This is a genomic window from Cupriavidus sp. FW305-46, from assembly GCF_058787075.1.
This window is the reverse complement of record NZ_JBYSZI010000024.1, coordinates 15,206-38,539: the sequence shown is the minus strand read 5'-3', so window position 1 is coordinate 38,539 and position 23,334 is coordinate 15,206. Positions and strand designations below refer to the sequence as shown.

24 protein-coding genes and 1 tRNA gene are annotated in these 23,334 nt (G+C 64.2%); all 25 read right to left on the bottom strand.

What is annotated here, in order from left to right; all coding sequences use genetic code 11:
• Positions 1-327 precede the first annotated feature (327 nt).
• Positions 328-804 carry a MaoC family dehydratase gene (locus AC3WON_RS13895; RefSeq protein WP_492320906.1) on the bottom strand — a complete coding sequence of 159 codons (477 nt, stop codon included), beginning with the start codon at positions 802-804 and terminating at the stop codon, positions 328-330.
• Positions 805-836: 32 nt separating this feature from the next.
• Positions 837-1,280, bottom strand: a complete 444-nt coding sequence (locus tag AC3WON_RS13890) for a MaoC family dehydratase (protein ID WP_035819974.1) — start codon at positions 1,278-1,280, stop codon at positions 837-839.
• 166 nt (positions 1,281-1,446) lie between these two features.
• On the bottom strand, positions 1,447-2,565 hold the full coding sequence (locus AC3WON_RS13885; RefSeq protein ID WP_492352037.1) for an acyl-CoA dehydrogenase family protein: 1,119 nt from the start codon (positions 2,563-2,565) through the stop codon (positions 1,447-1,449).
• 13 nt (positions 2,566-2,578) lie between these two features.
• A complete protein-coding gene (locus AC3WON_RS13880) occupies positions 2,579-3,781 on the bottom strand; it encodes an acyl-CoA dehydrogenase family protein (RefSeq protein WP_492320909.1) in 1,203 nt (400 codons plus the stop codon).
• A 95-nt stretch (positions 3,782-3,876) separates the two neighbouring features.
• Positions 3,877-4,323, bottom strand: coding sequence for a DUF1178 family protein (locus AC3WON_RS13875; RefSeq protein ID WP_010809116.1), 447 nt, complete (start codon positions 4,321-4,323; stop codon positions 3,877-3,879).
• Positions 4,324-4,451: 128 nt separating this feature from the next.
• Entirely contained in the window at positions 4,452-5,087 is a 636-nt protein-coding gene (locus tag AC3WON_RS13870) for an NUDIX domain-containing protein (protein WP_492320911.1), read from the bottom strand.
• Positions 5,088-5,131: 44 nt separating this feature from the next.
• Entirely contained in the window at positions 5,132-5,440 is a 309-nt protein-coding gene (locus AC3WON_RS13865) for a DUF2818 family protein (protein WP_010809118.1), read from the bottom strand.
• Between the two features lie 13 nt (positions 5,441-5,453).
• Positions 5,454-6,929: an NADH-quinone oxidoreductase subunit NuoN gene (gene nuoN, locus AC3WON_RS13860; protein ID WP_492320912.1), complete on the bottom strand. Its 1,476-nt coding sequence runs from the start codon at positions 6,927-6,929 to the stop codon at positions 5,454-5,456.
• Positions 6,930-6,947: 18 nt separating this feature from the next.
• The gene (locus tag AC3WON_RS13855; RefSeq protein ID WP_492352036.1) at positions 6,948-8,414 is read right to left on the bottom strand and encodes an NADH-quinone oxidoreductase subunit M; all 1,467 of its coding nucleotides are present in this window, start codon (positions 8,412-8,414) and stop codon (positions 6,948-6,950) included.
• A gap of 27 nt (positions 8,415-8,441) precedes the next feature.
• Entirely contained in the window at positions 8,442-10,529 is a 2,088-nt protein-coding gene (nuoL, locus tag AC3WON_RS13850; RefSeq protein ID WP_492352035.1) for an NADH-quinone oxidoreductase subunit L, read from the bottom strand.
• A gap of 58 nt (positions 10,530-10,587) precedes the next feature.
• Positions 10,588-10,893 (bottom strand): NADH-quinone oxidoreductase subunit NuoK, encoded by a 306-nt coding sequence (gene nuoK, locus AC3WON_RS13845; RefSeq protein WP_010809122.1) that lies wholly within the window; start codon positions 10,891-10,893, stop codon positions 10,588-10,590.
• Between the two features lie 17 nt (positions 10,894-10,910).
• The gene (locus AC3WON_RS13840; RefSeq protein WP_010809123.1) at positions 10,911-11,555 is read right to left on the bottom strand and encodes an NADH-quinone oxidoreductase subunit J; all 645 of its coding nucleotides are present in this window, start codon (positions 11,553-11,555) and stop codon (positions 10,911-10,913) included.
• Positions 11,556-11,739: 184 nt separating this feature from the next.
• Positions 11,740-12,231: an NADH-quinone oxidoreductase subunit NuoI gene (gene nuoI, locus AC3WON_RS13835; protein WP_010809124.1), complete on the bottom strand. Its 492-nt coding sequence runs from the start codon at positions 12,229-12,231 to the stop codon at positions 11,740-11,742.
• Positions 12,232-12,289: 58 nt separating this feature from the next.
• Entirely contained in the window at positions 12,290-13,354 is a 1,065-nt protein-coding gene (gene nuoH / locus AC3WON_RS13830; RefSeq protein WP_340528739.1) for an NADH-quinone oxidoreductase subunit NuoH, read from the bottom strand.
• A 21-nt stretch (positions 13,355-13,375) separates the two neighbouring features.
• A complete protein-coding gene (gene nuoG / locus AC3WON_RS13825; protein WP_492352034.1) occupies positions 13,376-15,742 on the bottom strand; it encodes an NADH-quinone oxidoreductase subunit NuoG in 2,367 nt (788 codons plus the stop codon).
• 12 nt (positions 15,743-15,754) lie between these two features.
• Positions 15,755-17,050, bottom strand: coding sequence for an NADH-quinone oxidoreductase subunit NuoF (gene nuoF, locus AC3WON_RS13820; RefSeq protein WP_340528743.1), 1,296 nt, complete (start codon positions 17,048-17,050; stop codon positions 15,755-15,757).
• Position 17,051: 1 nt separating this feature from the next.
• Positions 17,052-17,549, bottom strand: coding sequence for an NADH-quinone oxidoreductase subunit NuoE (gene nuoE / locus AC3WON_RS13815; protein WP_029044768.1), 498 nt, complete (start codon positions 17,547-17,549; stop codon positions 17,052-17,054).
• 187 nt (positions 17,550-17,736) lie between these two features.
• Entirely contained in the window at positions 17,737-18,990 is a 1,254-nt protein-coding gene (locus AC3WON_RS13810; RefSeq protein ID WP_492320917.1) for an NADH-quinone oxidoreductase subunit D, read from the bottom strand.
• Between the two features lie 9 nt (positions 18,991-18,999).
• Entirely contained in the window at positions 19,000-19,596 is a 597-nt protein-coding gene (locus AC3WON_RS13805; RefSeq protein ID WP_010809130.1) for an NADH-quinone oxidoreductase subunit C, read from the bottom strand.
• Between the two features lies 1 nt (position 19,597).
• Positions 19,598-20,080 (bottom strand): NuoB/complex I 20 kDa subunit family protein, encoded by a 483-nt coding sequence (locus AC3WON_RS13800; protein ID WP_008643342.1) that lies wholly within the window; start codon positions 20,078-20,080, stop codon positions 19,598-19,600.
• Positions 20,081-20,086: 6 nt separating this feature from the next.
• Positions 20,087-20,446, bottom strand: coding sequence for an NADH-quinone oxidoreductase subunit A (locus tag AC3WON_RS13795; protein ID WP_010809131.1), 360 nt, complete (start codon positions 20,444-20,446; stop codon positions 20,087-20,089).
• A gap of 166 nt (positions 20,447-20,612) precedes the next feature.
• A tRNA-Leu gene (locus tag AC3WON_RS13790) sits at positions 20,613-20,697 on the bottom strand.
• Between the two features lie 187 nt (positions 20,698-20,884).
• Positions 20,885-21,259, bottom strand: coding sequence for a preprotein translocase subunit SecG (gene secG / locus AC3WON_RS13785; RefSeq protein ID WP_010809132.1), 375 nt, complete (start codon positions 21,257-21,259; stop codon positions 20,885-20,887).
• Between the two features lie 63 nt (positions 21,260-21,322).
• A complete protein-coding gene (gene tpiA, locus AC3WON_RS13780; RefSeq protein WP_492320918.1) occupies positions 21,323-22,060 on the bottom strand; it encodes a triose-phosphate isomerase in 738 nt (245 codons plus the stop codon).
• Positions 22,061-22,174: 114 nt separating this feature from the next.
• Positions 22,175-23,179, bottom strand: coding sequence for an NAD(P)H-quinone oxidoreductase (locus AC3WON_RS13775; protein WP_492352033.1), 1,005 nt, complete (start codon positions 23,177-23,179; stop codon positions 22,175-22,177).
• Positions 23,180-23,334: the final 155 nt, after the last annotated feature.

The window sequence follows — 23,334 nt, the reverse complement described above, 5'->3', positions numbered from 1 at the left end:
GGCCGGGTAGCGTTGGAATACGAGGTTTTTGCACTTCCCGACGGACTTGCCTTCATGGCAAGCGCGGTTTTCGGCCGGGGAGCGCAACACGTAAAACATCGTGGGCGCGACTGTACCGCAACGCAACATTAGGGGTAAACCCAACGGCACAGAACACACTGTTCAGCAGAACGGACAATCGACGCACAAATCCGCGAAGCAGCATTTGACCGGCATCAACGTCACAAATCGGTTCCTAAAAATGCAGAAAGCCGCGCATTAGGCGGCCTCCGGGGTGCGACATGCCTGTGTGGCATATTGTCGCACCGCGTCAAAACTGCGTATCCGTCACCCGTAGCGGCGCGTGATCGACTCGGCGACGCAGACCGGACGGTCGCTGCCCTCGCGCTCCACCGTCACTTCCCAGGTGGACTGTGCCCCCACCAGTTCGGGCGACTTCGGCAGCGGATCGAGACGCTCGACCTTCAGCAGCTTGATGCGCGCGCGCAGCTTGCTGCCCACCGGCACGGGTGCCGTGAAGCGCACGCGGTTCAGGCCGTAGTTGACGCCGATCTTCGACGGCATATGCAGCGCGTTGTGCATGAACTTTGGCAGCAGCGACAGCGTCAGGAAGCCGTGGGCGATCGGGCCGCCATAGGGCGACTCCTTCTTCGCGCGCTCCACGTCGATGTGGATCCACTGGTGGTCGCCGGTGGCATCGGCAAACTGGTTGACCTGCTGCTGGGTCACCTCGATCCAGTCGCTGACCGCGACTTCCTGGCCCTGCAGGCCTTCCAGTTCTTCCAGCGTTGCGATGGTGCGCATGTCGATAGTCTCCTCGTGACGATAAAGTGTTCTTAAGCGGGGCGGCGGCCGTACATGCCCATGCCCTTGACGGTGCAGACCAGTTCGCCGCGCTGGTTGGTGGCTTCCCACTGGGTGTGGACCACGCCGCGGTCCGGCTTGGACTGCGACGGCCGGGTATCGAGCACATTCAGCACGACGGTGAGCGTGTCGCCGGCGTAGACGGGCTTGAGCCAGCGGATCTCGTCCACGCCGGGCGAGCCCATGCTGGCCGACTTGCCGGTGGTGCTCAGCACCAGCAGCCGCATCATGATCGAGCACGTCATCCAGCCGCTCGAGATCACGCCGCCATAGATGCTCTTGGCAGCGGCTTCCTTGTCGATATGGAACGGCTGCGGATCGTACTGGCGGGCAAAGGCCAGGATCTCTTCCTCGGTGACGAGGTACGAACCCAGTTCGCGGCGGCTGCCGACTTCAAAGTCCTCGAAATACAGCATCGGTTGTCTCTCTGTAGTGATTGGCGCCAGGGCGCTAAGTTTGCTCAGGCGATGATCGCATGGCCGCCGGGGGCCGGCGTCCGTATTTGCCGAACCCGCCCCTAACGGTCCCCAAAGAAAAAAACCGCGCCTGGACTACAGCGCGGTTTTGCTTGGACTGACAGGATCAGGCAGCTTCCTGGAACCCCGGCTGGGCGGCGAACCTGCCCAGGTGGTGATCCACGTCGCCGAAGGTGGTGTTGATCAGCGTCAGCCGCTTGAACATGTGCGCGGCCGGCAGTTCGTTGGTCACGCCCATGCCGCCGTGGATCTGCACTGCCTCCTGGCCGACCGTGCGCGCTGCCTGCCCCACGCGCGCCTTGGCGGCGGAGACATAGCGGCGGCGCTCTTCCGGCGTTACTTCTTCGAAGCGTGCCGCGGCCAGCAGCGTGATCGAACGCGACTGCTCGGCGTGGATGAACATCTCCACCATGCGGTGCTGCAGCGCCTGGAAGCGCGCGATCGGCACGCCGAACTGCTGGCGCGTCTTGGCATATTCCAGCGTGGCGGCGTTGAGCGTATCCATCACGCCCACGGCCTCGGCGCACAGCAGCACGGCAGCGTAGTCGGCCACTTGCTCGATCACCGGGAAGGCCTTGCCGGCTTCGCCCAGCAGTTGCGCGGGGGCATCCTGGAAGGTGATGTCGGCCGCGCGCAGGTTGTCGATGGTGCGGTAGTCCTTGATGCTGACGCCGGCGCCCGTGGCATCCACCAGGAACAGCGAGATGCCGTCCTGGTCGGCTTCGGCACCGCTGCTGCGGGCCGACACGATCAGCTTGTCGGCCTGGCCGCCGTGCAGCACCACGGTCTTGCGGCCGTTGAGCTTGCCGTCGCGGGCGGTGACGCGCACGTCGTTCAGTTCATAGCGCGCCTGCGGCTCGTTGAAGGCCACGGCCAGCTTCAGTTCGCCGCCGGCGACCTGTTCCAGCAGTGCATCCTGGCCACCGGCCAGGCCCAGGGCGTAGGCGCCCACCACCGTGGCCAGGTACGGCTCCACGATCAGGCCGCGGCCCAGCTCCTGCTGCACCACCATCATGTCCAGGGCCTTGCCCGCGAAACCGCCCTGCGCTTCCGGCACCGGCAGCGCGGTCAGGCCAAGCTCGACCAGCGAGCCCCAGGCGGCGTCGCCATAACCGGCGGCGCTTTCGTAGTTCTGCTTGCGGGACTCGAAGCCGTAGTCCTTGTCGATGAAACGGCGGACGGCGTCGGCCAGCTGCTTCTGTTCGTCGCTGAGATTGAAGTTCATGTTGCGTGTCTCCTCACAGCCCCAGAATCATCTGGCTGATGATGTTCTTCTGAATTTCGTTGGACCCGCCATAGATGGAGGTCTTGCGATAGTTGAAGTAGTACGCGGCCAGCGGCGCTGCGTCGTCGTAGCCGGTCACGGCGTGCTCGGTCTCGCACTCCAGGTAGGCGGTGTCGAACGGCTGCGCGTACGGGCCGACGGCCTCGACCATCAGCTCGGTCAGCAGCTGCTGGATCTCGGTGCCCTTGATCTTGAGCATCGAGGCCTCGGGGCCGGGGCCCTTGCCTGCCGCTTCGCTCGAGACCACGCGCAGCACGGTGATTTCCAGCGCCATCAGTTCGATTTCCAGCGCGGCCACCTTGGCGCCGAACACCGGGTCTTCCAGCAGCGGCTTGCCGTTCTTCTGCTGCTGGCGCGCCACGCGCTTGAGGAAGCCGAGCTCGCGCTTGGAGTTGCCCACGCGGGCGATGCCGGTGCGCTCGTGGCCCAGCAGGTACTTGGCGTAGGTCCAGCCCTTGTTCTCTTCGCCGACGCGGTTCTCGACCGGCACCTTGACGTTGTCGAAGAAGACTTCGTTCACCTCATGCTCTTCGTCGAGCATGATGATCGGGCGCACGGTGATGCCCGGGGTCTTCATGTCGATCAGCAGGAACGAGATGCCCTCCTGCTTCTTGGCTTCCGGGTCGGTGCGCACCAGGCAGAAGATCATGTCGGCGTGCTGGCCGAGCGTGGTCCAGGTCTTCTGGCCGTTGACGATGTAGTGCTTGCCGTCCGAAGTCAGCTCGGCACGGGTCTTCAGCGAGGCCAGGTCCGAGCCCGAGCCCGGCTCCGAATAGCCCTGGCACCACCAGTCGGTGCAGTCCAGGATGCGCGGCAGGTAGTACGACTTTTGCTCTTCGCTGCCGTACTTCATGATCACCGGCGCGACCATCGCCACGCCGAACGGCAGCACGCCGGGCGCGCCGACGCGGGCATTCTCTTCATCCCAGATATGGCGCTGGGTGGCGTTCCAGCCGGTGCCGCCGTACTGGACCGGCCAGTGCGGTGCCGACCAGCCCTTACCGGCCAGGGTCTTGTGCCAGCGCACCAGGTCGTCGCGGTTCGGACGGCGGTGGTTGAGAATCTTGCTGCGGATGTCCGCCGGCAAGTTGGCTTCGAGCCAGCTACGCACTTCCTCGCGGAAGGCGTTGTCGGACGCCGAGTAGTTGAGATCCATGCCCGTCTCCAGTGGTGCCGGCTTGGCGTGGGGCCGCCGGCGGTTTGTTCTGCCTGCACGTCAAGCGCCGACAGCAAACGGGCACAAGACGCAATTCAGTGAGCCGTCTGCTTCAGCGCATCCGGCACCACGAGCGGGAAAGTCTCGATGCCCTCTTCGGCCAGCGCCTGCACCTCCTCCGCCGAGGCCGAACCGCGAATGCCGCGTTCCGGCGCCTCGTCATAGTGCATGCGCCTCGCCTCTTCGGCAAAGCGATCGCCAACGTCCTCGGTCTGTGCCAGCACCTGCTTCACTGCCTTCATATAGAGCGCTTGCAGTGTCACCGGTGCGGCGGCCGGCTGCGCCGGCCTGGCGCTGCCTTCGCGCGCGGTCGCGCCCGACAGGTTCAGGCGCGGCGCGCTGGGCAGCCGCGTCACGGCGTGGTCGCCACAGACCGGGCATTGGACGAGGTCACGAGAGATTTGCGACTGCGCATCTTCTTCCGAGGCAAACCAGCCCTCGAAACCATGGTCATGCGCGCAGCGCAGGTCGAGCACCTTCATGATCTTTCCAGCCCGTCAAAAGCTATATTATCCGCGAATCGAAATTTTGTGAACGGTCGTGCTAAATTTTTTAGAACGACCGTTCGGGAACAACCGCATGGCGCAGAATCCACGCGGCTCACTACTCACTATACGGCGTAATGCGGCAGCGGCTGTTCGCCCGGTTGCCAGGCACCCGAGATCACTTTTTCCAGCCAGAATGCGCCGATGATGGTCTTTACGTCGGTGATGCGGCCGCTGCGGACCCAATCGATCACCTGCCCCACCGGCGTGATGAAGGTTTCGATGAACTCGCCGTCGTCGAGCTGCGCCTCGCCATGCGTCAGGTCGCGCGCCAGGAAGATGTCGATGAACTCGGTGGAATACGAGATAACCGGGTGGATGCGCGTCAGGTAGTCCCAGCGCGCCGCGCTGTAGCCGGTCTCCTCCAGCAGTTCGCGTTCGCCACAGCGCTGCGCGCCCTCTTCCGGATCAAGCTTGCCGGCGGGGAATTCCAGCATCACTTCGCCGATCGGATAGCGGAACTGGCGCTCCATCAGCACGGTGCCGTCGCTGAACAGCGGGATCATCATCACCGCGCCCGGATGGACCACGTACTCGCGCCCGGTCTGCTTGCCGTCCGGCAGCCTGACGATATCTTGCTTGAGGGTGAGGAACTTGCCGCGATGGACCGTGGCCGAGGCGACGCACACTTCCTTCAGTGCGTCGTCGTTCCCGGCGGGTTCAGCGGTAGACGGGGTGCCGCGTTGGATCTTGTCGGTCATGGACGCTCCGGATCAGGCAGGGCCCGGCGCCGACAAGACCGGCTTCAGGCCGTGCGGTGTTTGACGAGGTATTGCCAGGTGAAGCCCGGGAAGGCAAACACCAGCATCATGCACGCGGTGATGGCGTAAAACTGCCAGCCCTGCGGGAAGGCGTTGCCAAGGCTGGCCTCCACCGCAAAGCCGGCGGCGCCCGCCACCGCGAACCATACGATCAGTTCCAGCAGGCGCAGCCACAGCGGCTTGCGCGCCCGCCGCAGCGGGATCAGCACGAACAGGCGCTGGTTCACAAACGGCAGGTTCGCACTGATCAGTGCCAGCAGGATGACAAACCAGCCGCTTGCGGATGCGCTCATGGCGTGTGGCGGATCAGGAACCCAGGGTCGAGCGGATGGCCTGGTAGCACAGGTTCATCAGCGCGGCCGGGAAAATACCCAGCAGGATCACCGCGGCGCCGTTCACGCTCAGCATCGAGCGCAGACCAAAGGTTGCTTCCAGCTCTTCTTCAGCAGCGGGCGCATCGAAGTACATCAGCTTGACGATACGCAGGTAATAGAACGCGCCGATCAGCGAGAACAGCACGGCCACCACGGCCAGCCAGGTCATGCCCGACTTGACCACCGCATCCAGCACGGCCAGCTTGGCATAGAAGCCCACGGTCGGCGGAATGCCGGCCAGCGAGAACATCATCACCAGCATCAGGAACGCGAACCACGGGTTGCGGCGCGACATGCCCCTCAGGTCTTCCAGGGTTTCGGCCTCGAAACCCTTGTTCGTGCGCAGCAGGATGATGCCGAAGGTGCCCAGCGTGGTCAGCAGGTAGGTCACCGAGTAGAACATCGCCGAGCTGTACGCATCGGCGGCGCCGTCAGCCTTGTTGGCGACCACGCCCGACAGCAGGCCCAGCAGCACGAAGCCCATGTGCGAGATGGTCGAGTACGCCAGCATCCGCTTCAGGTTGCTCTGCACGATGGCGGTCAGGTTGCCGATGGCCAGCGAAATGATCGACAGCACCACCAGCATCATCTGCCAGTCGCTGGCCAGGGGCAGCAGGCCTTCCACCAGCACGCGGATGAACAGCGCAAAAGCTGCCACCTTGGGGCCGCCGGCGATCAGCAGCGTCACCGCGGTCGGCGAACCCTGGTAGATGTCCGGGATCCACATGTGGAACGGCGCGGCACCCAGCTTGAACGACAGGCCGGCGACGATAAAGACCACGCCAAAGGCCAGCATGGTGGTGTTGACGCGGCCCGACTCGACCACGCGGAACACTTCGCCCAGGTTCAGCGAACCGGTGGCGCCGTACATCATCGAGATGCCGTACAGCAGGAAGCCCGAAGCCAGCGCGCCCAGCACGAAGTACTTCATCGCCGATTCCGAGGTCACGCGCGATTCGCGGCGCAGTGCCACCAGCGCGTACGACGACAGCGACAGCAGTTCCAGGCCCAGGTACAGGGTCAGGAAGTTGTTGCCGGTGATCATCACGATCTGGCCGCCCAGCGTGAACAGGGCCAGCATGTAGAACTCGCCGGCGAACATGTCGCGCTCAGCCAGGTAGCGGCGCGTGTACACCAGCGTGACAAACAGGCCCGCCGCGCAGAACGCCGACAGCACGTTGGCCATCGGGTCGATCACCACCAGGTTGGAAAACGCGTAGTGGGTCTCGCCGGCGGCGGCGTTCAGGCCGAACCACACCGTCAGCACCAGGGTGGTCAGCAGCGACAGCGGATAGGCAACGCTTTGCTTGCCCTTGCCGCGCGCAAGGTCGATCCAGTTGATCGCGGCGATGGCGATCGCCAGGAAGATGATCGGCGCCACAGGGCCGAGTGTCGAGGACGGTTGCATGTTGATTTCTCTCCCCGATTACAGCTTGGACTGCGCCGCGTGGGACAGCAGGTTCACCACGGACGCGTGCATCACGTCGGTAAAGGGCTTCGGGTGCAGGCCCATGTACAGCGTCATGATGGCCAGCAGGCCGAGCATGACGAACTCACGCTTGTTCAGGTCGACCAGCTCGCGCACGTGCTGGTGGACGATATCGCCGAAGATCACGCGCTTGACCATCCACAGCGAGTAGGCGGCGCCGAAGATCAGTGCGGTGGCGGCCAGCAGGCCGATCCAGAAGTCGAACTTGACCGCGCCCAGGATCACCATGAATTCGCCGACGAAGCCCGAGGTGGCCGGCAGGCCGCAGTTGGCCATCGCGAAGAACACTGCCAGCGCGGCGAACTTGGGCATGGTGTTGACCACGCCGCCGTAGTCGGCGATCTGGCGCGAGTGCACGCGGTCGTACAGCACGCCGATGCAAAGGAACATCGCGCCGGAGATAAAGCCGTGCGAGATCATCTGCACGATGCCGCCTTCAACGCCGATGTCGCTGAAGATGAAGAAGCCCAGCGTGACGAAGCCCATGTGGGCGATCGACGAGTACGCCACCAGCTTCTTCATGTCGGCCTGCACCAGGGCGACCAGGCCGATGTAGATCACCGCGATCAGCGAGATGGTGATGATGAACGGGGCCAGGTAGTGGCTGGCGTCAGGCGCGATCGGCAGCGAGAACCGCAGGAAACCGTAGGCGCCCAGCTTCAGCATGATGGCAGCCAGCACCACCGAACCGCCGGTCGGCGCTTCCACGTGGGCGTCCGGCAGCCAGGTGTGCACCGGCCACATCGGCACCTTGACCGCGAAGGCGACGAAGAAGGCAATGAACAGCGCGATCTGCTCGTTCATCGACAGCTTGGCCTGGTGCCATTGCAGGATTTCGAAGGTACCGGTCTTGTTGTACAGGTACAGCAGCGCGATCAGCGTCAGCAGCGAGCCCGCCAGCGTGTACAGGAAGAACTTGAACGCGGCATAGACGCGGTTCGGGCCGCCCCAGACACCGATGATGATGTACATCGGGATCAGCGTGGCCTCGAAGAACACGTAGAACAGCATGCCGTCCAGCGTGCAGAACACGCCGACCATCAGGCCCGACAGGATCAGGAACGAGGCCATGTATTCGGCCACACGCTCGGTGATCACTTCCCAGGCCGAGATCACCACGATCACCGTGATGAAGGCGGTCAGCACCACGAACCACATCGAGATGCCGTCAACACCCAGCAGATAGTGGATGTTGAAGCGCTCGATCCAGTCCGCCTTCTCGACGAACTGCATGGCCGCGCTGGTACGGTCGAAGCCGAAGACCAGCGGCAGCGTGACGACAAAGCTGGCGATCGAGCCGAACAGCGACATCCACCGGACAAAGCCAGGGCTGCGGTCCGAGCCGAAGGCCAGGATCAGCAGGCCGAAAAAGACAGGCAGCCAGATTGAGAAAGACAGAACCATTTCTATGTTTTCCTTACTTGGTGCCTATCACTTGGTGCCGATCACGCCCGTGACCGTCAGCGTCAGCAGCACCAGCATGCCGACGATCATCGCGAACGCGTAGTGGTAGATATAGCCCGACTGCAGGTAGCGGCTTGCCGAAGCAAACGAAGCCACCAGGCGCGCCGCGCCGTTAACGAACAGGCCGTCGATCAGGCTCTGGTCGCCGCCCTTCCACAGGCCGGTACCGAGCAGGCGTGCGCCGCGGGCGAACACGGCCTGGTTGATGGCGTCCATGTAGTACTTGTTGTCCAGCAGCTTGTAGAGACCCGAGAAGCGGTTCGCGATGGCTTCAGGGATATCCGGGCGCTTCATATAGAAGAACCAGGACAGCACCACACCGGCGACGGCCAGCCACAGCACGGGCGTGGTCAGCGAGTGGATCGCCATTGCCACCCAGCCGTGGAATGCTTCCTTGAGCTCGGCCATGGCGTGGTGGTTCTCGCCGACGAAGATCACGTCCTTGAACGCGATGCCGTTCTTGAAGAAGTTGCCAAACAGCATCGGCTCGATCGCGATCGCACCGACGATCACCGACGGGATCGCCAGCAGCACCAGCGGCAGCGTCACCACCCACGGCGACTCGTGCGGCTTCTCGCCGGCGGCCAGGCCATGGTGGTGGTCGCGCGAGACCTCTTCGTCCTCATGGTCGCCCTCATGATGCTGGTGGGCATGGTTCTGGCCCCAGCGCTCCTTGCCGTGGAAGACCAGGAAGTACATGCGGAACGAGTAGAACGCGGTGACGAACACGCCCGCCAGCACGGCGAAGTAGGCAAAGCCCGAACCCGCGATATGCGACTCGGCCACGGCCTCGATGATCGAGTCCTTGGAGTAGAAGCCCGCGAAGAACGGCGTGCCGATCAGCGCCAGCGAACCCACCAGCGAGGTGATCCAGGTGATCGGCATGTACTTGCGCAGGCCGCCCATGTTGCGGATGTCCTGGTCGTGGTGCATGCCGATGATGACCGAGCCCGCACCCAGGAACAGCAGTGCCTTGAAGAACGCGTGCGTCATCAGGTGGAACACGGCCACCGAGTATGCCGAAGCGCCCAGCGCCACGGTCATGTAGCCCAGCTGCGACAAGGTCGAGTAAGCGACCACGCGCTTGATGTCGTTCTGGATGATGCCCAGGAAGCCCATGAACAGCGCCGTGATGGCACCGATCACCAGCACGAAGGACAGCGCCGTATCCGACAGCTCGAACAGCGGCGACATGCGCGCCACCATGAAGATGCCGGCGGTCACCATCGTTGCCGCGTGGATCAGCGCCGAGATCGGGGTCGGGCCTTCCATCGAATCAGGCAGCCAGACGTGCAGCGGGAACTGCGCCGACTTGCCCATCGCGCCGATGAACAGGCAGATGCAGGCCACGGTGATCATCAGCCAGTCGGTGCCCGGGAAGATCACGGTCGCCAGCTGGTCGCGCGCGGCGAACACTTCGGTGTAGTTCATGCTGCCGGCGTAGGCCAGCAGCAGGCCGATGCCGAGGATAAAGCCGAAGTCGCCGACGCGGTTGACCAGGAACGCCTTCATGTTGGCGAAGATCGCCGTCGGGCGGGTGTACCAGAAGCCGATCAGCAGGTACGACACCAGGCCCACCGCTTCCCAGCCGAAGAACAGCTGCAGGAAGTTGTTGCTCATCACCAGCATCAGCATCGAGAAGGTGAACAGCGAGATGTAGGCGAAGAAGCGGTTGTAGCCGGGGTCCCCGTCCATGTAGCCGACGGTGTAGATGTGCACCATCAGCGAGACGAAGGTCACCACCACCATCATCATCGCGGTCAGCGAGTCGACCAGGAAGCCGACCTCCATCTTCAGGCTGCCGATGGCCATCCACTCGTAGACGGTGCCGTTGTAGCCGGCGCCGTTCATCACGTCGAGCAGCACCATCACCGACAGCACGCAGGCAATGGCCACGCCCAGAATCGTCGAGGTGTGGGCCACCATCCGGCCGCCGCGCGACTCCGAGGAAAACAGGTCAAAGAACTTGGTACCGAACAGGCCGGCGATCGCGGAGCCGACTAGCGGCGCCAGCGGGATCGCAAGCAGCAGGTTGGGGTTGAGCGTGGTTGCCATAGGACGCTTAGTGGTGTGCGGTCGGTGAGTCTTGGGTATCTGCGTAGTGCGCCACGGATCAGCCCTTGAGGGTATCCATGTCGTCCACGTTGATCGTATCCAGGTTGCGGAACAGCACAACCAGGATGGCGAGACCGATTGCCGACTCGGCGGCGGCCACCGTGAGGATGAAGAAAACGAAAACCTGACCAGCCAGGTCGCCCAGGTAATGCGAGAAGGCGACGAAGTTGATGTTCACCGCAAGCAGCATCAGTTCGATCGCCATCAGCAGCACGATCACGTTCTTGCGGTTCAGGAAGATGCCGACGATGCTGATCGCAAACAGGATCGCACCGAGCACGAGGAAATGAGCGAGAGAGAGCACAGCGATTTCTCCGGGCTTTAGTTCTTATTGGCGGCAGCCGCGGCTTCCGTCTGCTGGGTCTGGCCTTCGGACTGCATCGGCACCAGGCGCACGCGCTCGTCGCGGCGGGTGCGCAGCTGCGCCGACACGTCCTGGGCCTTGACGTCCTTGCGGCGGCGCAGGGTCAGCGCCACGGCGGCGATGATTGCCACCAGCAGGATGATGCCGGCCACTTCGAAGGCGTAGATATAGTCGGTGTAGATCAGCTTGCCGAGCGCGGCGGTGTTCGAGTAGCCCGGGTCCTGCGAACCGTTGGTGGCCACCGGCGTGGTGGTGCCGATAAAGTTGCGCACCAGCACGATCGCCATTTCGGCGATGATCAGCGCGCCCACCACCGAGGCCATCGGCACGTAGGTCCAGAAGTCCCGCCGCAGGTGCTCGATGTCGATATCGATCATCATCACCACGAACAGGAACAGCACCATCACCGCGCCGACATAGACCAGCACCAGCAGGATGGCGAGGAATTCCGCCTTGAGCAGCATCCAGATCGCCGCGGCCGTGAAGAACGACAGCACGAGGAACAGTGCGGAATGCACCGGGTTCTTCGCAGTGATGACTTTCAGTGCGGAGAGCACCAGCACCAGCGCAAAGACGTAGAAGATGGTGGTCGTGAGTTCCATGGTCCCTATCGGATCCTCTCTGGGCCGTCCGGCACAAGCCACCCCTCGGGTGGCCCGCTCCTGCGGCATCCTTGCATTGGCCCCTTGCATTGCAGGGGCCGCATTCAAATTCGGTGGCGGCGGCTGCCAGGTCTGCTGCTTGCGGCAGCCGCGAACCGGTCGTTACTTCTGTCGCTGCTTCGGCTTAGCGGTACTTCGCGTCGGCAGCCTTGGCTGCGGCGATCTGCGGCTCGTAGCGGTCGCCCACTGCCAGCAGCATGTCCTTGGTGAAGTACAGGTCGCCGCGCTTCTCGCCGTGGTACTCCAGGATCTGTGTTTCCACGATGGCGTCGACCGGGCAGGCCTCTTCGCAGAAACCGCAGAAGATGCACTTGGTCAGGTCGATGTCATAGCGGGTCGTGCGGCGCGTGCCGTCGGCGCGCGCGTCGGACTCGATCGTGATGGCCAGCGCCGGGCACACCGCCTCGCACAGCTTGCAGGCGATGCAGCGCTCTTCCCCGTTGGGGTAGCGGCGCAGCGCGTGCAGGCCACGGAAGCGCGGCGAGATCGGCGTTTTCTCTTCCGGGAACTGGACGGTGATCTTGCGCGCGAAGAGATAGCGGCCGGTCAGGGCCATGCCCTTGAAGAGTTCCTTCAGGAGCAGGCTGTTGAAGAAGTCCTTGATGGCGAGCAGCATGATGCTTCCTAGTATTTCCACACGGTGCGCGCCACGGCGCGCACCGTCGTTTGGCCGTTCAGTGCCAGATGTTCCAGGGCGACTTGATCCAGATCGCCACGATGATCAGCCACGCCACCGTCAGCGGGATGAACACCTTCCAGCCCAGGCGCATGATCTGGTCATAGCGGTAGCGCGGGAACGAGGCACGGATCCAGATGAAGACGGACAGCAGCAGGAATACCTTGATCACCAGCCAGAAGAAGCCCGGGATCGCATTGGTCAGCACGCTATCGACCGGGGGCGCCCAGCCGCCCAGGAACATCAGCGCGGTCATCGTCGAGATGATGATCATGTTGATGTACTCGGCCAGGAAGAACAGCGCGAAGCCCATGCCCGAGTATTCGATCATGTGGCCGGCCACGATTTCCGACTCGCCTTCCACCACGTCGAACGGGTGGCGGTTAGTTTCGGCCACGCCCGAGATAAAGTAGACGCCGAACATCGGCAGCAGCGGCAGCCAGTTCCACGACAGGATGTTGATGCCCATGTCGGCAAAGTAACCGGTGTTCTGGCCGTTGACGATGGCCGACAGGTTCAGGCTGCCGGCAACCATCAGCACCGTCACCAGCGCAAAGCCCATGGCGATTTCATACGACACCATCTGGGCCGCGGCGCGCATGGCGCCGATGAAGGCGTACTTGGAGTTCGAGGCCCAGCCGGCCAGGATCACGCCGTACACGCCCACCGAGCTGATCGCCATCACGTACAGCAGGCCGGCGTTGACGTCCGCCAGCACCACTTCAGCCTGGAACGGAATCACGGCCCAGACCGCCACGGCGGGCATCAGCACCATCAGCGGGGCAATCAGGTACATGCCCCGGCTGACCTGCGTGGGCATCATGACTTCCTTGAGCAGCAGCTTCAGCACGTCGGCGATCGGCTGCAGCAGGCCCAGCGGACCCACGCGGTTCGGACCGATACGGACGTGCATCCAGCCGATCAGCTTGCGCTCCCACAGGATCAGGTAAGCCACGCACAGCAGCAGCGGCACCACGATGATCACGGCGCGAATCAGGATCCACAGCGGTGTCCAGTAGGCACCCAGCAGGCCCTGTCCTTGCGAGGTAATCCAGTCAATCATGTCTTGTTCTCGCTCTTGTTCTTACGCCGTGGCCACGGTGCCGGTGGCCGGCGCCAGGTCAATGGCCTTCTCTACGGTGACCGTGCCGTACATCGCGCCCAGGCTCATGGCCGCCGGCGTTGCCGCCGGCACGCGCACGGTGTTGGCCGGGAGAGTGGCTTCGAGCACGGCCGGCAGCACCACGCTGCCCTGCCCTTGCGTGACCCGAACCGGATCGCCGGACTGGATGCCAAGGCTGGCGAACAGGTCGGCCGGCAGCGAGATCTGCATGGCGCGGCGCGCGGCAGCGCTCAGCTGCAGCGATTCGGCGCGGCGCACGATCGGGTCGGCGTGGTAGATCGGCACATCGGCGATGCGTTCGATGCCGTTGGCGGCAGCGGCGGCAACGCGGATCGGCGCGTCGGTGGCGTTGTCCAGCTGCGCGCCGACCGGGGCCGACAGCACTTCGGCACGCACCGACTCGGCGGTTTCGTAGTCGAAGCCGGCCACGTCCAGCAGGTTGCCCAGCACGCGCAGCACCTTCCAGCCCGGACGCGATTCGCCCAGCGCGCGGACCACGCCGTTGAAGCTCTGCGGCTTGCCTTCGCAGTTGACGAAGGTGCCGGCGGTTTCCGTGAACGGCGTCACCGGCAGGATCACGTCGGCGTACTGCATGGCCGCTTCCGAGCGGAACGGCGACAGCACCACCACCGTGCCGGCCTGGGCCAGCGCGGCCAGCGCCTTGCGCGGGTCGGCGGCGTCGAACTCGGGTTCGGTGTTCAGCAGGATGTAGGCCTTGCGCGGCGTGTCCAGCATCGCCTGCGCATTGGCGCCACCCTGCCTGGGCAGCGCGCCGGCGACATAGCCGCCGACGGTGTTGGCGGCTTCGGTCAGGAAGCCCAGCGTCGCACCGGTTTCAGTGGCGATCCACTGTGCCAGCGCGTGCAGCGCCGAGAACTGCGGATGGCGCACGGCCTCGTTGCCGAGGAACACCGCGCGGCGCTCGCCCGACAGCAGCGCTTCGGCCGTCTTGGCGGCAACATCGCCACCGTCGAAACCTTCGGTGCCGGTCGGGGCGGCCACGCCCTTGGCAGCAGCCACGGCACGGGCCACGCCGGCGAGGGCCGCGGTCCAGCCCGACGGCGCCACGTCGATGCGGGCGGCCACGGGCATCAGCAGGTCTTCACCGCCGGCGCCCAGCACGGCCACGCGGGCGCCCTTCTTGGTAGCCTGGCGCAGGCGCGAGGCCAGCAGCGGATGATCCTTGCGCAGCGACGAGCCGATCACCAGCACGCGTTGCAGCGTGGTCACGTCGGCCACCGGCATGCCGAGCCACGGCGCGCCCTTGAGCGCGGCCGAGAAGTCGGACTGGCGCAGGCGGAAGTCGACGTTGTCGCTGCCCAGGCCGCGCACCAGCTTGCCCAGCAGGAACAATTCTTCGAGCGTGCTGTGCGGGCTGGCGAGCGCGGCGATCTGGTCGGCGCCGTGCTCGCGCTTGATGCCGGCCAGGCCGTTGGCCACGTATTCGAGTGCGGTCTGCCAGTCGGTTTCCATCCATTCGCCGCCCTGCTTCAGCAGCGGGCGGGTCAGGCGGTCGGCGCTGTTCAGGCCTTCATACGAGAAGCGGTCCTTGTCGGAGATCCAGCACTCGTTGATGTCTTCGTTTTCCAGCGGCAGCACGCGCATCACGCGCTGGTTCTTGGTCTGCACCACCAGATTCGCGCCCAGGCCGTCGTGCGGCGACACCGACTTGCGGCGGGCCAGTTCCCAGGTGCGGGCCGAGTAGCGGAACGGCTTGCTGGTCAGCGCGCCGACCGGGCACAGGTCGATCATGTTGCCCGACAGTTCCGAATCGACGGTCTTGCCGACGAAGGTGGTGATCTCGGAATGCTCGCCGCGGCCCAGCATGCCCAGCTCCATCACGCCGGCCACTTCCTGGCCGAAACGCACGCAGCGGGTGCAGTGGATGCAGCGGGTCATCTCCTCCATGGAGATCAGCGGGCCCACGTTCTTGTGGAACACCACGCGCTTCTCTTCCTTGTAGCGCGACTCCGAGGCACCGTAGCCCACGGCCAGATCCTGCAGCTGGCATTCGCCGCCCTGATCGCAGATCGGGCAGTCGAGCGGGTGGTTGATCAGCAGGAATTCCATCACGGACTTCTGCGCCTTGACCGCCTTCTCCGAATTGGTGAAGACCTTCATGCCGGGGGTCACCGGCGTGGCGCAGGCAGGCAGCGCCTTCGGGGCCTTTTCGACCTCGACCAGGCACATGCGGCAGTTGGCCGCGATGGACAGTTTGCGGTGGTAGCAGAAGTGCGGGATATAGGTGCCCAGCTTGCGGGCTGCTTCCATCACCAGGCTGCCTTCAGCAACCTCAACCTTCTTGCCGTCGATCTCTAGTTCAACCATGTTCTGCCACGCTTAGATGTAGGCCGGAACCATGCACTGCTTGTGTTCGACGTGATATTCGAACTCTTTCCAGTAGTGCTTGAGCATGCCGCGGACCGGCATCGCCGCGGCATCGCCGAGCGCGCAGATGGTGCGGCCCATGATGTTTTCCGCGACGTTATTGAGCAGGTCCAGGTCTTCCTGGCGCCCCTCTCCGTGTTCGATGCGATTGACCATGCGGTAGAGCCAGCCGGTGCCTTCGCGGCAGGGCGTGCACTGGCCGCACGATTCCTCAAAATAGAAGTACGACAGGCGCAGCAGCGAGCGGACCATGCAGCGCGTCTCGTCCATCACGATCACCGCGCCCGAGCCCAGCATCGAGCCAGCCTTGGCGATCGAGTCATAGTCCATGTCGGACGCCATCATCAGGTCGCCCGGCACCACCGGCGCGGACGAACCGCCCGGGATCACCGCCTTGATGCGCTTGCCGCCGCGCATGCCGCCGGCGAGCTCCAGCAGCTTGGCGAACGGCGTGCCCAGCGGGATCTCGTAGTTGCCGGGACGCTCGACGTCGCCCGAGATCGAGAAGATCTTGGTGCCGCCGTTGTTCGGCTTGCCCAGCTTCAGGTAGTTCTCGGGGCCGACGGCCAGCAGGAACGGCACCGCGGCGAAGGTCTCGGTGTTGTTGATGGTGGTCGGCTTGCCGTACAGGCCAAAGCTGGCCGGGAACGGCGGCTTGAAACGCGGCTGGCCTTTCTTGCCTTCCAGCGATTCGAGCAGCGCGGTTTCCTCGCCGCAGATATAGGCGCCGTAGCCGTGGTGGGCATGCAGCTGGAAATCGAAGCCCGAGCCCAGGATGTTGTCACCCAGGAAGCCGGCCGCGCGCGCCTCTTCGAGGGCTTCCTCGAAGATCTTGTACTCGTTCCAGATTTCGCCGTGGATGTAGTTGTAGCCCACGGTGATGCCCATCGCATACGCGCCGATGGCCATGCCTTCGATCAGCGAGTGCGGGTTGTAGCGGATGATGTCGCGGTCCTTGAACGTGCCGGGCTCGCCTTCATCGGTGTTGCAGACCAGGTATTTCTGACCCGGGAAGGTGCGCGGCATGAAGCTCCACTTCAGCCCGGTCGGGAAACCCGCACCGCCGCGGCCACGCAGGCCCGATGTCTTGACATCGGCGATCACCTGCTCGGGCGGGATCTTCTCGGTCAGGATGCGCTTCAGTTGCTGGTAGCCGCCACGCTTGACGTAGTCTTCCAGGTGCCAATTCTTGCCGTCCAGGCCGGCCAGGATCAGCGGCTGGATATGGCGGTCGTGCAGACTGGTCATATTACTTGCCCCCCTTGGCGGCTTCGCTCTTGAGCTCGTCGACAAGCGCGTCGAGCTTGTCGTCGCTCATGAAGCTGCACATGCGGGTGTTGTTGACGATCATCACCGGCGCGTCGCCGCAAGCGCCCATGCACTCGCCCTCTTTCAGGGTGAAGCAGCCGTCAGCGGTGGTCTCGTTGTAGTCGATCCCGAGCTTGCGCTTCAGGTACTCGCCAGCCCGCTCGCCGCCCGACAGGGCGCACGGCAGGTTGGTGCAGACGGCGAGCTTGAATTTGCCCACCGGCTTGGTGTCATACATGTTGTAGAAGGTCGCCACCTCTTCCACCCACACGGGCGGCATCTCGAGGTAGTTGGCGACGAACTGCATGACTTCGGGGGAAACCCAGCCCACCTCGCCCTGCGCCACGGCAAGCGCCGCCATCACGGCCGACTGCTTCTGGTCGGCCGGATACTTCGCGATCGCGCGATCGATTTCCTTGAGAGCTTCTGCTGATAGCATGGTCATTGCAGTAAAACGGCGTCAGGCAGCGCCACCGGGCGTTCCCTTCCGCAGGTTTGCAGCCGTCGCTGCCCGTTCCGCCGGCAGGCCTGAGGCCGTACCGGTCCGCCGCGGGTCTTCCGCCCGCTCCCCCTTGGGGAGCGCCGCGGAAAGCGCCCGGATCGTCGTCCGGGCCGGCGGTCCGTGATTAGCGGTCGATCTCGCCGAAGACGATGTCTTGCGTGCCGATGATCGTTACCGCGTCAGCAATCATGTGTCCCTTGGCCATTTCGTCGAGCGCGGCCAGGTGGGGGAAACCAGGTGCACGGATCTTCAGGCGGTACGGCTTGTTGGCCCCGTCCGAGATCGCGTAGATGCCAAATTCGCCCTTCGGATGCTCCACCGCTGCATACGCTTCGCCTTCCGGCACGTGCATGCCTTCGGTGAACAGCTTGAAGTGGTGGATCAGTTCTTCCATGTTGGACTTCATGTCCACGCGCGAGGGCGGCGCCACCTTGTGGTTGTCGGTGATCACCGGGCCCGGGTTACGGCGCAGCCATTCCACGCACTGCTTGATGATGCGGTTGGACTGGCGCATCTCTTCCACGCGCACCAGGTAGCGCGCGTAGCAGTCGCCGCCCACGCCCACCGGCACGTCGAAGTCCAGCTTGTCGTACACCTCGTACGGCTGCTTCTTGCGCAGGTCCCACTCGATGCCGGAGCCACGCAGCATCGGGCCGGTAAAGCCCATCTGCAGCGCACGTTCCGGGCTGACCACGCCGATATCCACCAGGCGCTGCTTCCAGATCCGGTTGTCGGTCAGCAGCGTCTCGTATTCGTCGACGTACTTCGGGAACCGGTTGGTGAAGTCCTCGATGAAGTCCAGCAGCGAGCCCGAACGCGCCTCGTTCATGGCCTTGATCGCGCGCTCGTTGTGTACCTTGGAGGCACGATATTGCGGCATCGTGTCAGGCAGGTCGCGGTAGACGCCGCCCGGACGGTAGTAGGCCGCGTGCATGCGCGCGCCCGACACCGCCTCGTACATGTCGAACATGTCCTCGCGCTCGCGGAAGGCGTACAGGAACACCGCCATCGCGCCCACGTCCAGCGCGTGCGAGCCGATCCACATCAGGTGGTTCAGCAGGCGGGTGATCTCGTCGAACATCACGCGGATGTACTGCGCGCGCACCGGCACTTCCAGGCCCAGCAGGCGCTCGATCGCCATCACGTAGGCGTGCTCGTTGACCATCATCGACACATAGTCGAGTCGGTCCATGTACGGCACGCTCTGAATCCAGGTCTTCTGCTCGGCCAGCTTCTCGGTGGCACGGTGCAGCAGGCCGATATGGGGGTCGGCGCGCTGGATGACTTCGCCGTCCAGCTCCAGCACCAGGCGCAGCACGCCGTGCGCTGCCGGGTGTTGCGGGCCGAAGTTCAGGGTGTAGTTCTTGATGTCTGCCATGGCGCGTTATCAGTGCAAGCCGCCGTAGTTGTCCTCGCGGATCACGCGCGGGGTGATTTCGCGCGGCTCGATCGTGACCGGCTGGTAGATGACCCGCTTCTGCTCCGGGTCGTAGCGCATCTCGACGAAGCCCGAAACCGGGAAATCCTTGCGGAACGGATGGCCGACGAAACCGTAGTCGGTCAGGATGCGGCGCAGGTCCGGATGGCCGTCGAACACGATGCCGTAGAAATCGAAGGCTTCACGCTCGAACCAGTTGACGCCGTTCCACACGTCGATCAGCGACGGCAGCACCGGGAAATCATCGTCCGGGGCGAACACGCGCACGCGCAGGCGCCAGTTGTGGGTGATCGACAGCAGCTGCGAAACCGCGGCAAAGCGCAGGCCGTCCCAGGCACCGTCGCCGTACTCGGAATAGTCCACGCCGCACAGGTCGATCAGCTGCTCGAAGCGCAGCGACGGATCGTCGCGCAGGATGCGGGCAACTTCGAGGTAGTCGTCGGCCTTGACGATCAGCGTCAGTTCGCCGGTCGCCTCGATCAGGTTCTGCACGCGCTTGCCGAGAGCTTTCTCGAGCGCGGCCTTCAGGATGTCAAGCTTCGCCATTTCAGCCCTTGCGCGCGATGGTGTTGGTGCGCTTGATCTTGTTCTGCAGCTGGATCACGCCGTAGATCAGCGCCTCGGCCGTCGGCGGGCAGCCCGGCACGTAGATATCCACCGGCACGATGCGGTCGCAGCCACGCACCACCGAGTACGAGTAGTGGTAGTAGCCGCCGCCATTGGCGCACGAGCCCATCGAGATCACCCAGCGCGGTTCTGCCATCTGGTCGTAGACCTTGCGCAGCGCGGGGGCCATCTTGTTGCACAGCGTGCCGGCCACGATCATCACGTCCGACTGGCGCGGCGACGGGCGGAAAATCACGCCGAAGCGGTCCATGTCGTAGCGCGCGGCGCCGGCATGCATCATTTCCACGGCACAGCAGGCCAGGCCGAAGGTCATCGGCCACAGCGACCCGGTGCGGGTCCAGTTGATCAGCTTGTCAGCGGTTGTCGTGACAAAGCCTTCGTTGAGAACGCCTTCGATTGCCATTTCACATCACTCCCAATCGAGCGCGCCCTTTTTCCAGATGTAGACGAAGCCCACGATGAATTCCAGCAGAAACACGCCCATGGCGATGAAACCCGGCCAGCCGATATCGCGCAGGGCGACACCCCACGGAAACAGGAAGGCGGTTTCGAGGTCGAACAGGATAAACAGGATGGCGATGAGGTAGTAGCGCACATCGAACTTCATGCGCGCGTCCTCGAACGCTTCGAAGCCGCACTCGTACGGCGACAGCTTCGCGGGATCGGGCTTGTTCGGACCGAGGATCCGACCGATCGACATCAGCGCCACGCCAAGCACGACACCGAAGATGATGAAGATGAGAACGGGGAAGTAGGCTTCGAGATTCAAGGTACGGCCAGCCTTATCTGGAATGTTGTCAACAGCACCAGCTGAAGCGGCGTCCTGTTGCCCACCCCAGGCGCTAAGCCATGAGCCTCATGGCGCGCCGCCTTGCGGACTGCCGGAGCCCCACGCTCGGGTGCATTGCCCGGCCAGGGACTCCGATCAAGTTGTTTGGTGCCGACGGCGAGACTCGAACTCGCACAGCTTTCGCCACTACCCCCTCAAGATAGCGTGTCTACCAATTTCACCACGTCGGCTGGGGGAGAAACAATATTGCCTGGCGCCGGGTTTTCAGGCCCTTCAGGTCCGCTGCAGAGGCTTACGTCTTTGCTCGGAACCCATCGCTGGGGAATCGTTTCAAGCCTTGCATTCTAACCTAGATTTCTTGCTTTGTTCAACGCACAACTGCAAAAAAACTCAGGAATCCGCCGCAAGGCTTACGGATTATTTCGGTACAGCGGGAGCTGCCGGCGCCGATGCATCAGCGGCCGCTGCCGGGGCTGCAGCGGGAGCCGAAGCACCTGCCACTGCGGGCGCCGAAGCCGGCGCCGCGCCCATCACGCCCAGCGATGCAGCCGGCTTGTAGTTGCCCAGCAGCGTTAGCGCCAGCGTGCAGACGAAGAACAGCGTGGCCAGCACGGCGGTGGTGCGCGACAGGAAGTTTGCCGAGCCGGTGGCACCGAACAGGCTGCCCGAGGCGCCCGAACCGAATGCCGCGCCGACATCGGCGCCCTTGCCATGCTGGATCAGCACCAGGCCAATCACGCCCAGCGCCGACAACACCTGCAGCACCACCAACAAAGTCTTGAAGATTGCCATTTGATTTAGATAAGCCTTACTGGCTGGTTACTTGCCTGATCGGTCGATCGGAACGGCCGGCATTCAGGCGTTGCCGATCGCGAGAAAATCTTCCGACTTCAGCGAGGCGCCGCCAATCAGGCCCCCGTCGATATCGGTCATGGAAAACAGTTCGGCCGCATTGTCCGGCTTGACGCTGCCGCCGTACAGGATGGCCATGCGCTCGGCCACACCCGCGTCGCGCGCGGCAACCTGGCCACGCAGGAACGCGTGCACCGCCTGCGCCTGCTCGCTGGTGGCGGTCTTGCCAGTGCCGATCGCCCAGACCGGCTCATAGGCCAGCACCACGCGGCTCAGCTGCTCCACCGTCAGCGCGTCCAGCACGGCCTGCAGCTGCCTGCCGACCACCGCTTCGGTTTCGCCCGCGTCGCGCTGGGCCAGGGTTTCACCCACGCAGACTACCGGGACGATGCCGAATTCCAGCGCGCGCAGCGCCTTCGCCGCCACGGTCTGGTCGGTTTCGCCATGATAGATGCGGCGCTCCGAGTGGCCGACCAGCACATAAGTGCAGCCAAACTCACCCACCATCGATGCCGCGACTTCACCGGTGAAGGCGCCGCGCGCCTCTGCCGACACATCTTGTGCACCCCAGGCCACTTGCGAGCCATTCAGCAACGCCTGGCATTGTGCAAGATAGGGGAACGGCGCGCAGACCGCCAGCGTCGCCTTGGCCGCGCCAGCCTTGATGCCCTCCAGCAGCGCCGCGTTTGCAGCCAGACTGCCATGCATCTTCCAATTGCCGATGACGAGCTTTTGTCTCACGAAGTGCCCCTCCCAAATCAAACCCGCTATTGTAGCTTGTGGCGGGGGCACGGCGCTACCGCCGCCCGATGGCGGCGGGCGGCAGCATTGGCCACATGCAACGGTCGATGTGCCTTACCAGGTCAGCACGATCTTGCCGATATGCTCGCTTGACTCCATCAGGCGATGCGCATCGGCCGCCTGCGCGGCCGGGAACACCTCGTGGATCACCGGCTTGATCTTGCCGGCGGCCAGCAGCGGCCACACCTGCTCGTGCAGTGCCGCGGCAATCTTGCCCTTGAACGATGCCGGGCGCGGACGCAGCGTGGAGCCGGTCACGGTGATGCGCCGGCGCAGGATATCGCCCAGCGGGATCTCGGCCTTGGCGCCGCCCAGCAGCGCAATGATGACGATGCGGCCATCGTCGGCGATGCACTTCAGCTCGCGCGCCAGGTACGGGCCGGCAACCATGTCGAGGATCACGTCGACACCGTTGCCGCCGGTCAGCGCCGACACCTCGGCGACGAAGTCCTGCGTCTTGTAGTTGATCGCGCGGTCGGCGCCCAGGTCTTCGCAGGCCTTGCATTTCTCATCGGTGCCGGCGGTGACGAACACCTTGTAGCCCAGCGCCTTGGCGATCTGGATCGCGGTCGTGCCGATGCCGCTGGAGCCGCCCTGGATCAGCAGGGTCTCATCCTTGCCGCGCGGGCCCTGGCCCAGGCAGCCGCGGTCGAACACATTGCTCCAGACGGTGAAGAAGGTCTCGGGCAGCGCCGCGGCCTCGATATCGCTCAGGCCTTGCGGCGCGGGCAGGACCTGCGCCAGCGGCGCCGTGCACAGCTGTGCGTAGCCGCCGCCCTGCACCAGCGCGCAGACGCGGTCGCCCACCTTCAGGCCGAAGCGGTTGTCGGCATGCGACAGGTCGCCGCCCACCACCACGCCCGCCACTTCCAGGCCGGGCAGGTCCGAAGCACCCGGCGGCACCGGGTAGTTGCCGGTGCGCTGGAATACGTCCGGACGGTTGACACCGGCGGCAGCCACGCGGATCAGGACCTCGCCCGCACCCGCAACCGGGTCGGGACGCTCGGTCAGCTGGAGGACTTCGGGGGCACCGTATTCGCGGATTTCGATGGCTTGCATGCTGCTCTGCTCCTTGTACTTGTCTTGGCGCGGGTCGACGATGCATCGCGCCAGGGTCGGTGTGAGCCTTGGCTCGATAGGGTTGCCGGCAGTGTAAACAAAAAAACGACTGGACATCGTCCAGCCGTTTTTTTGGCGGCGCCACCTTGCGGCGG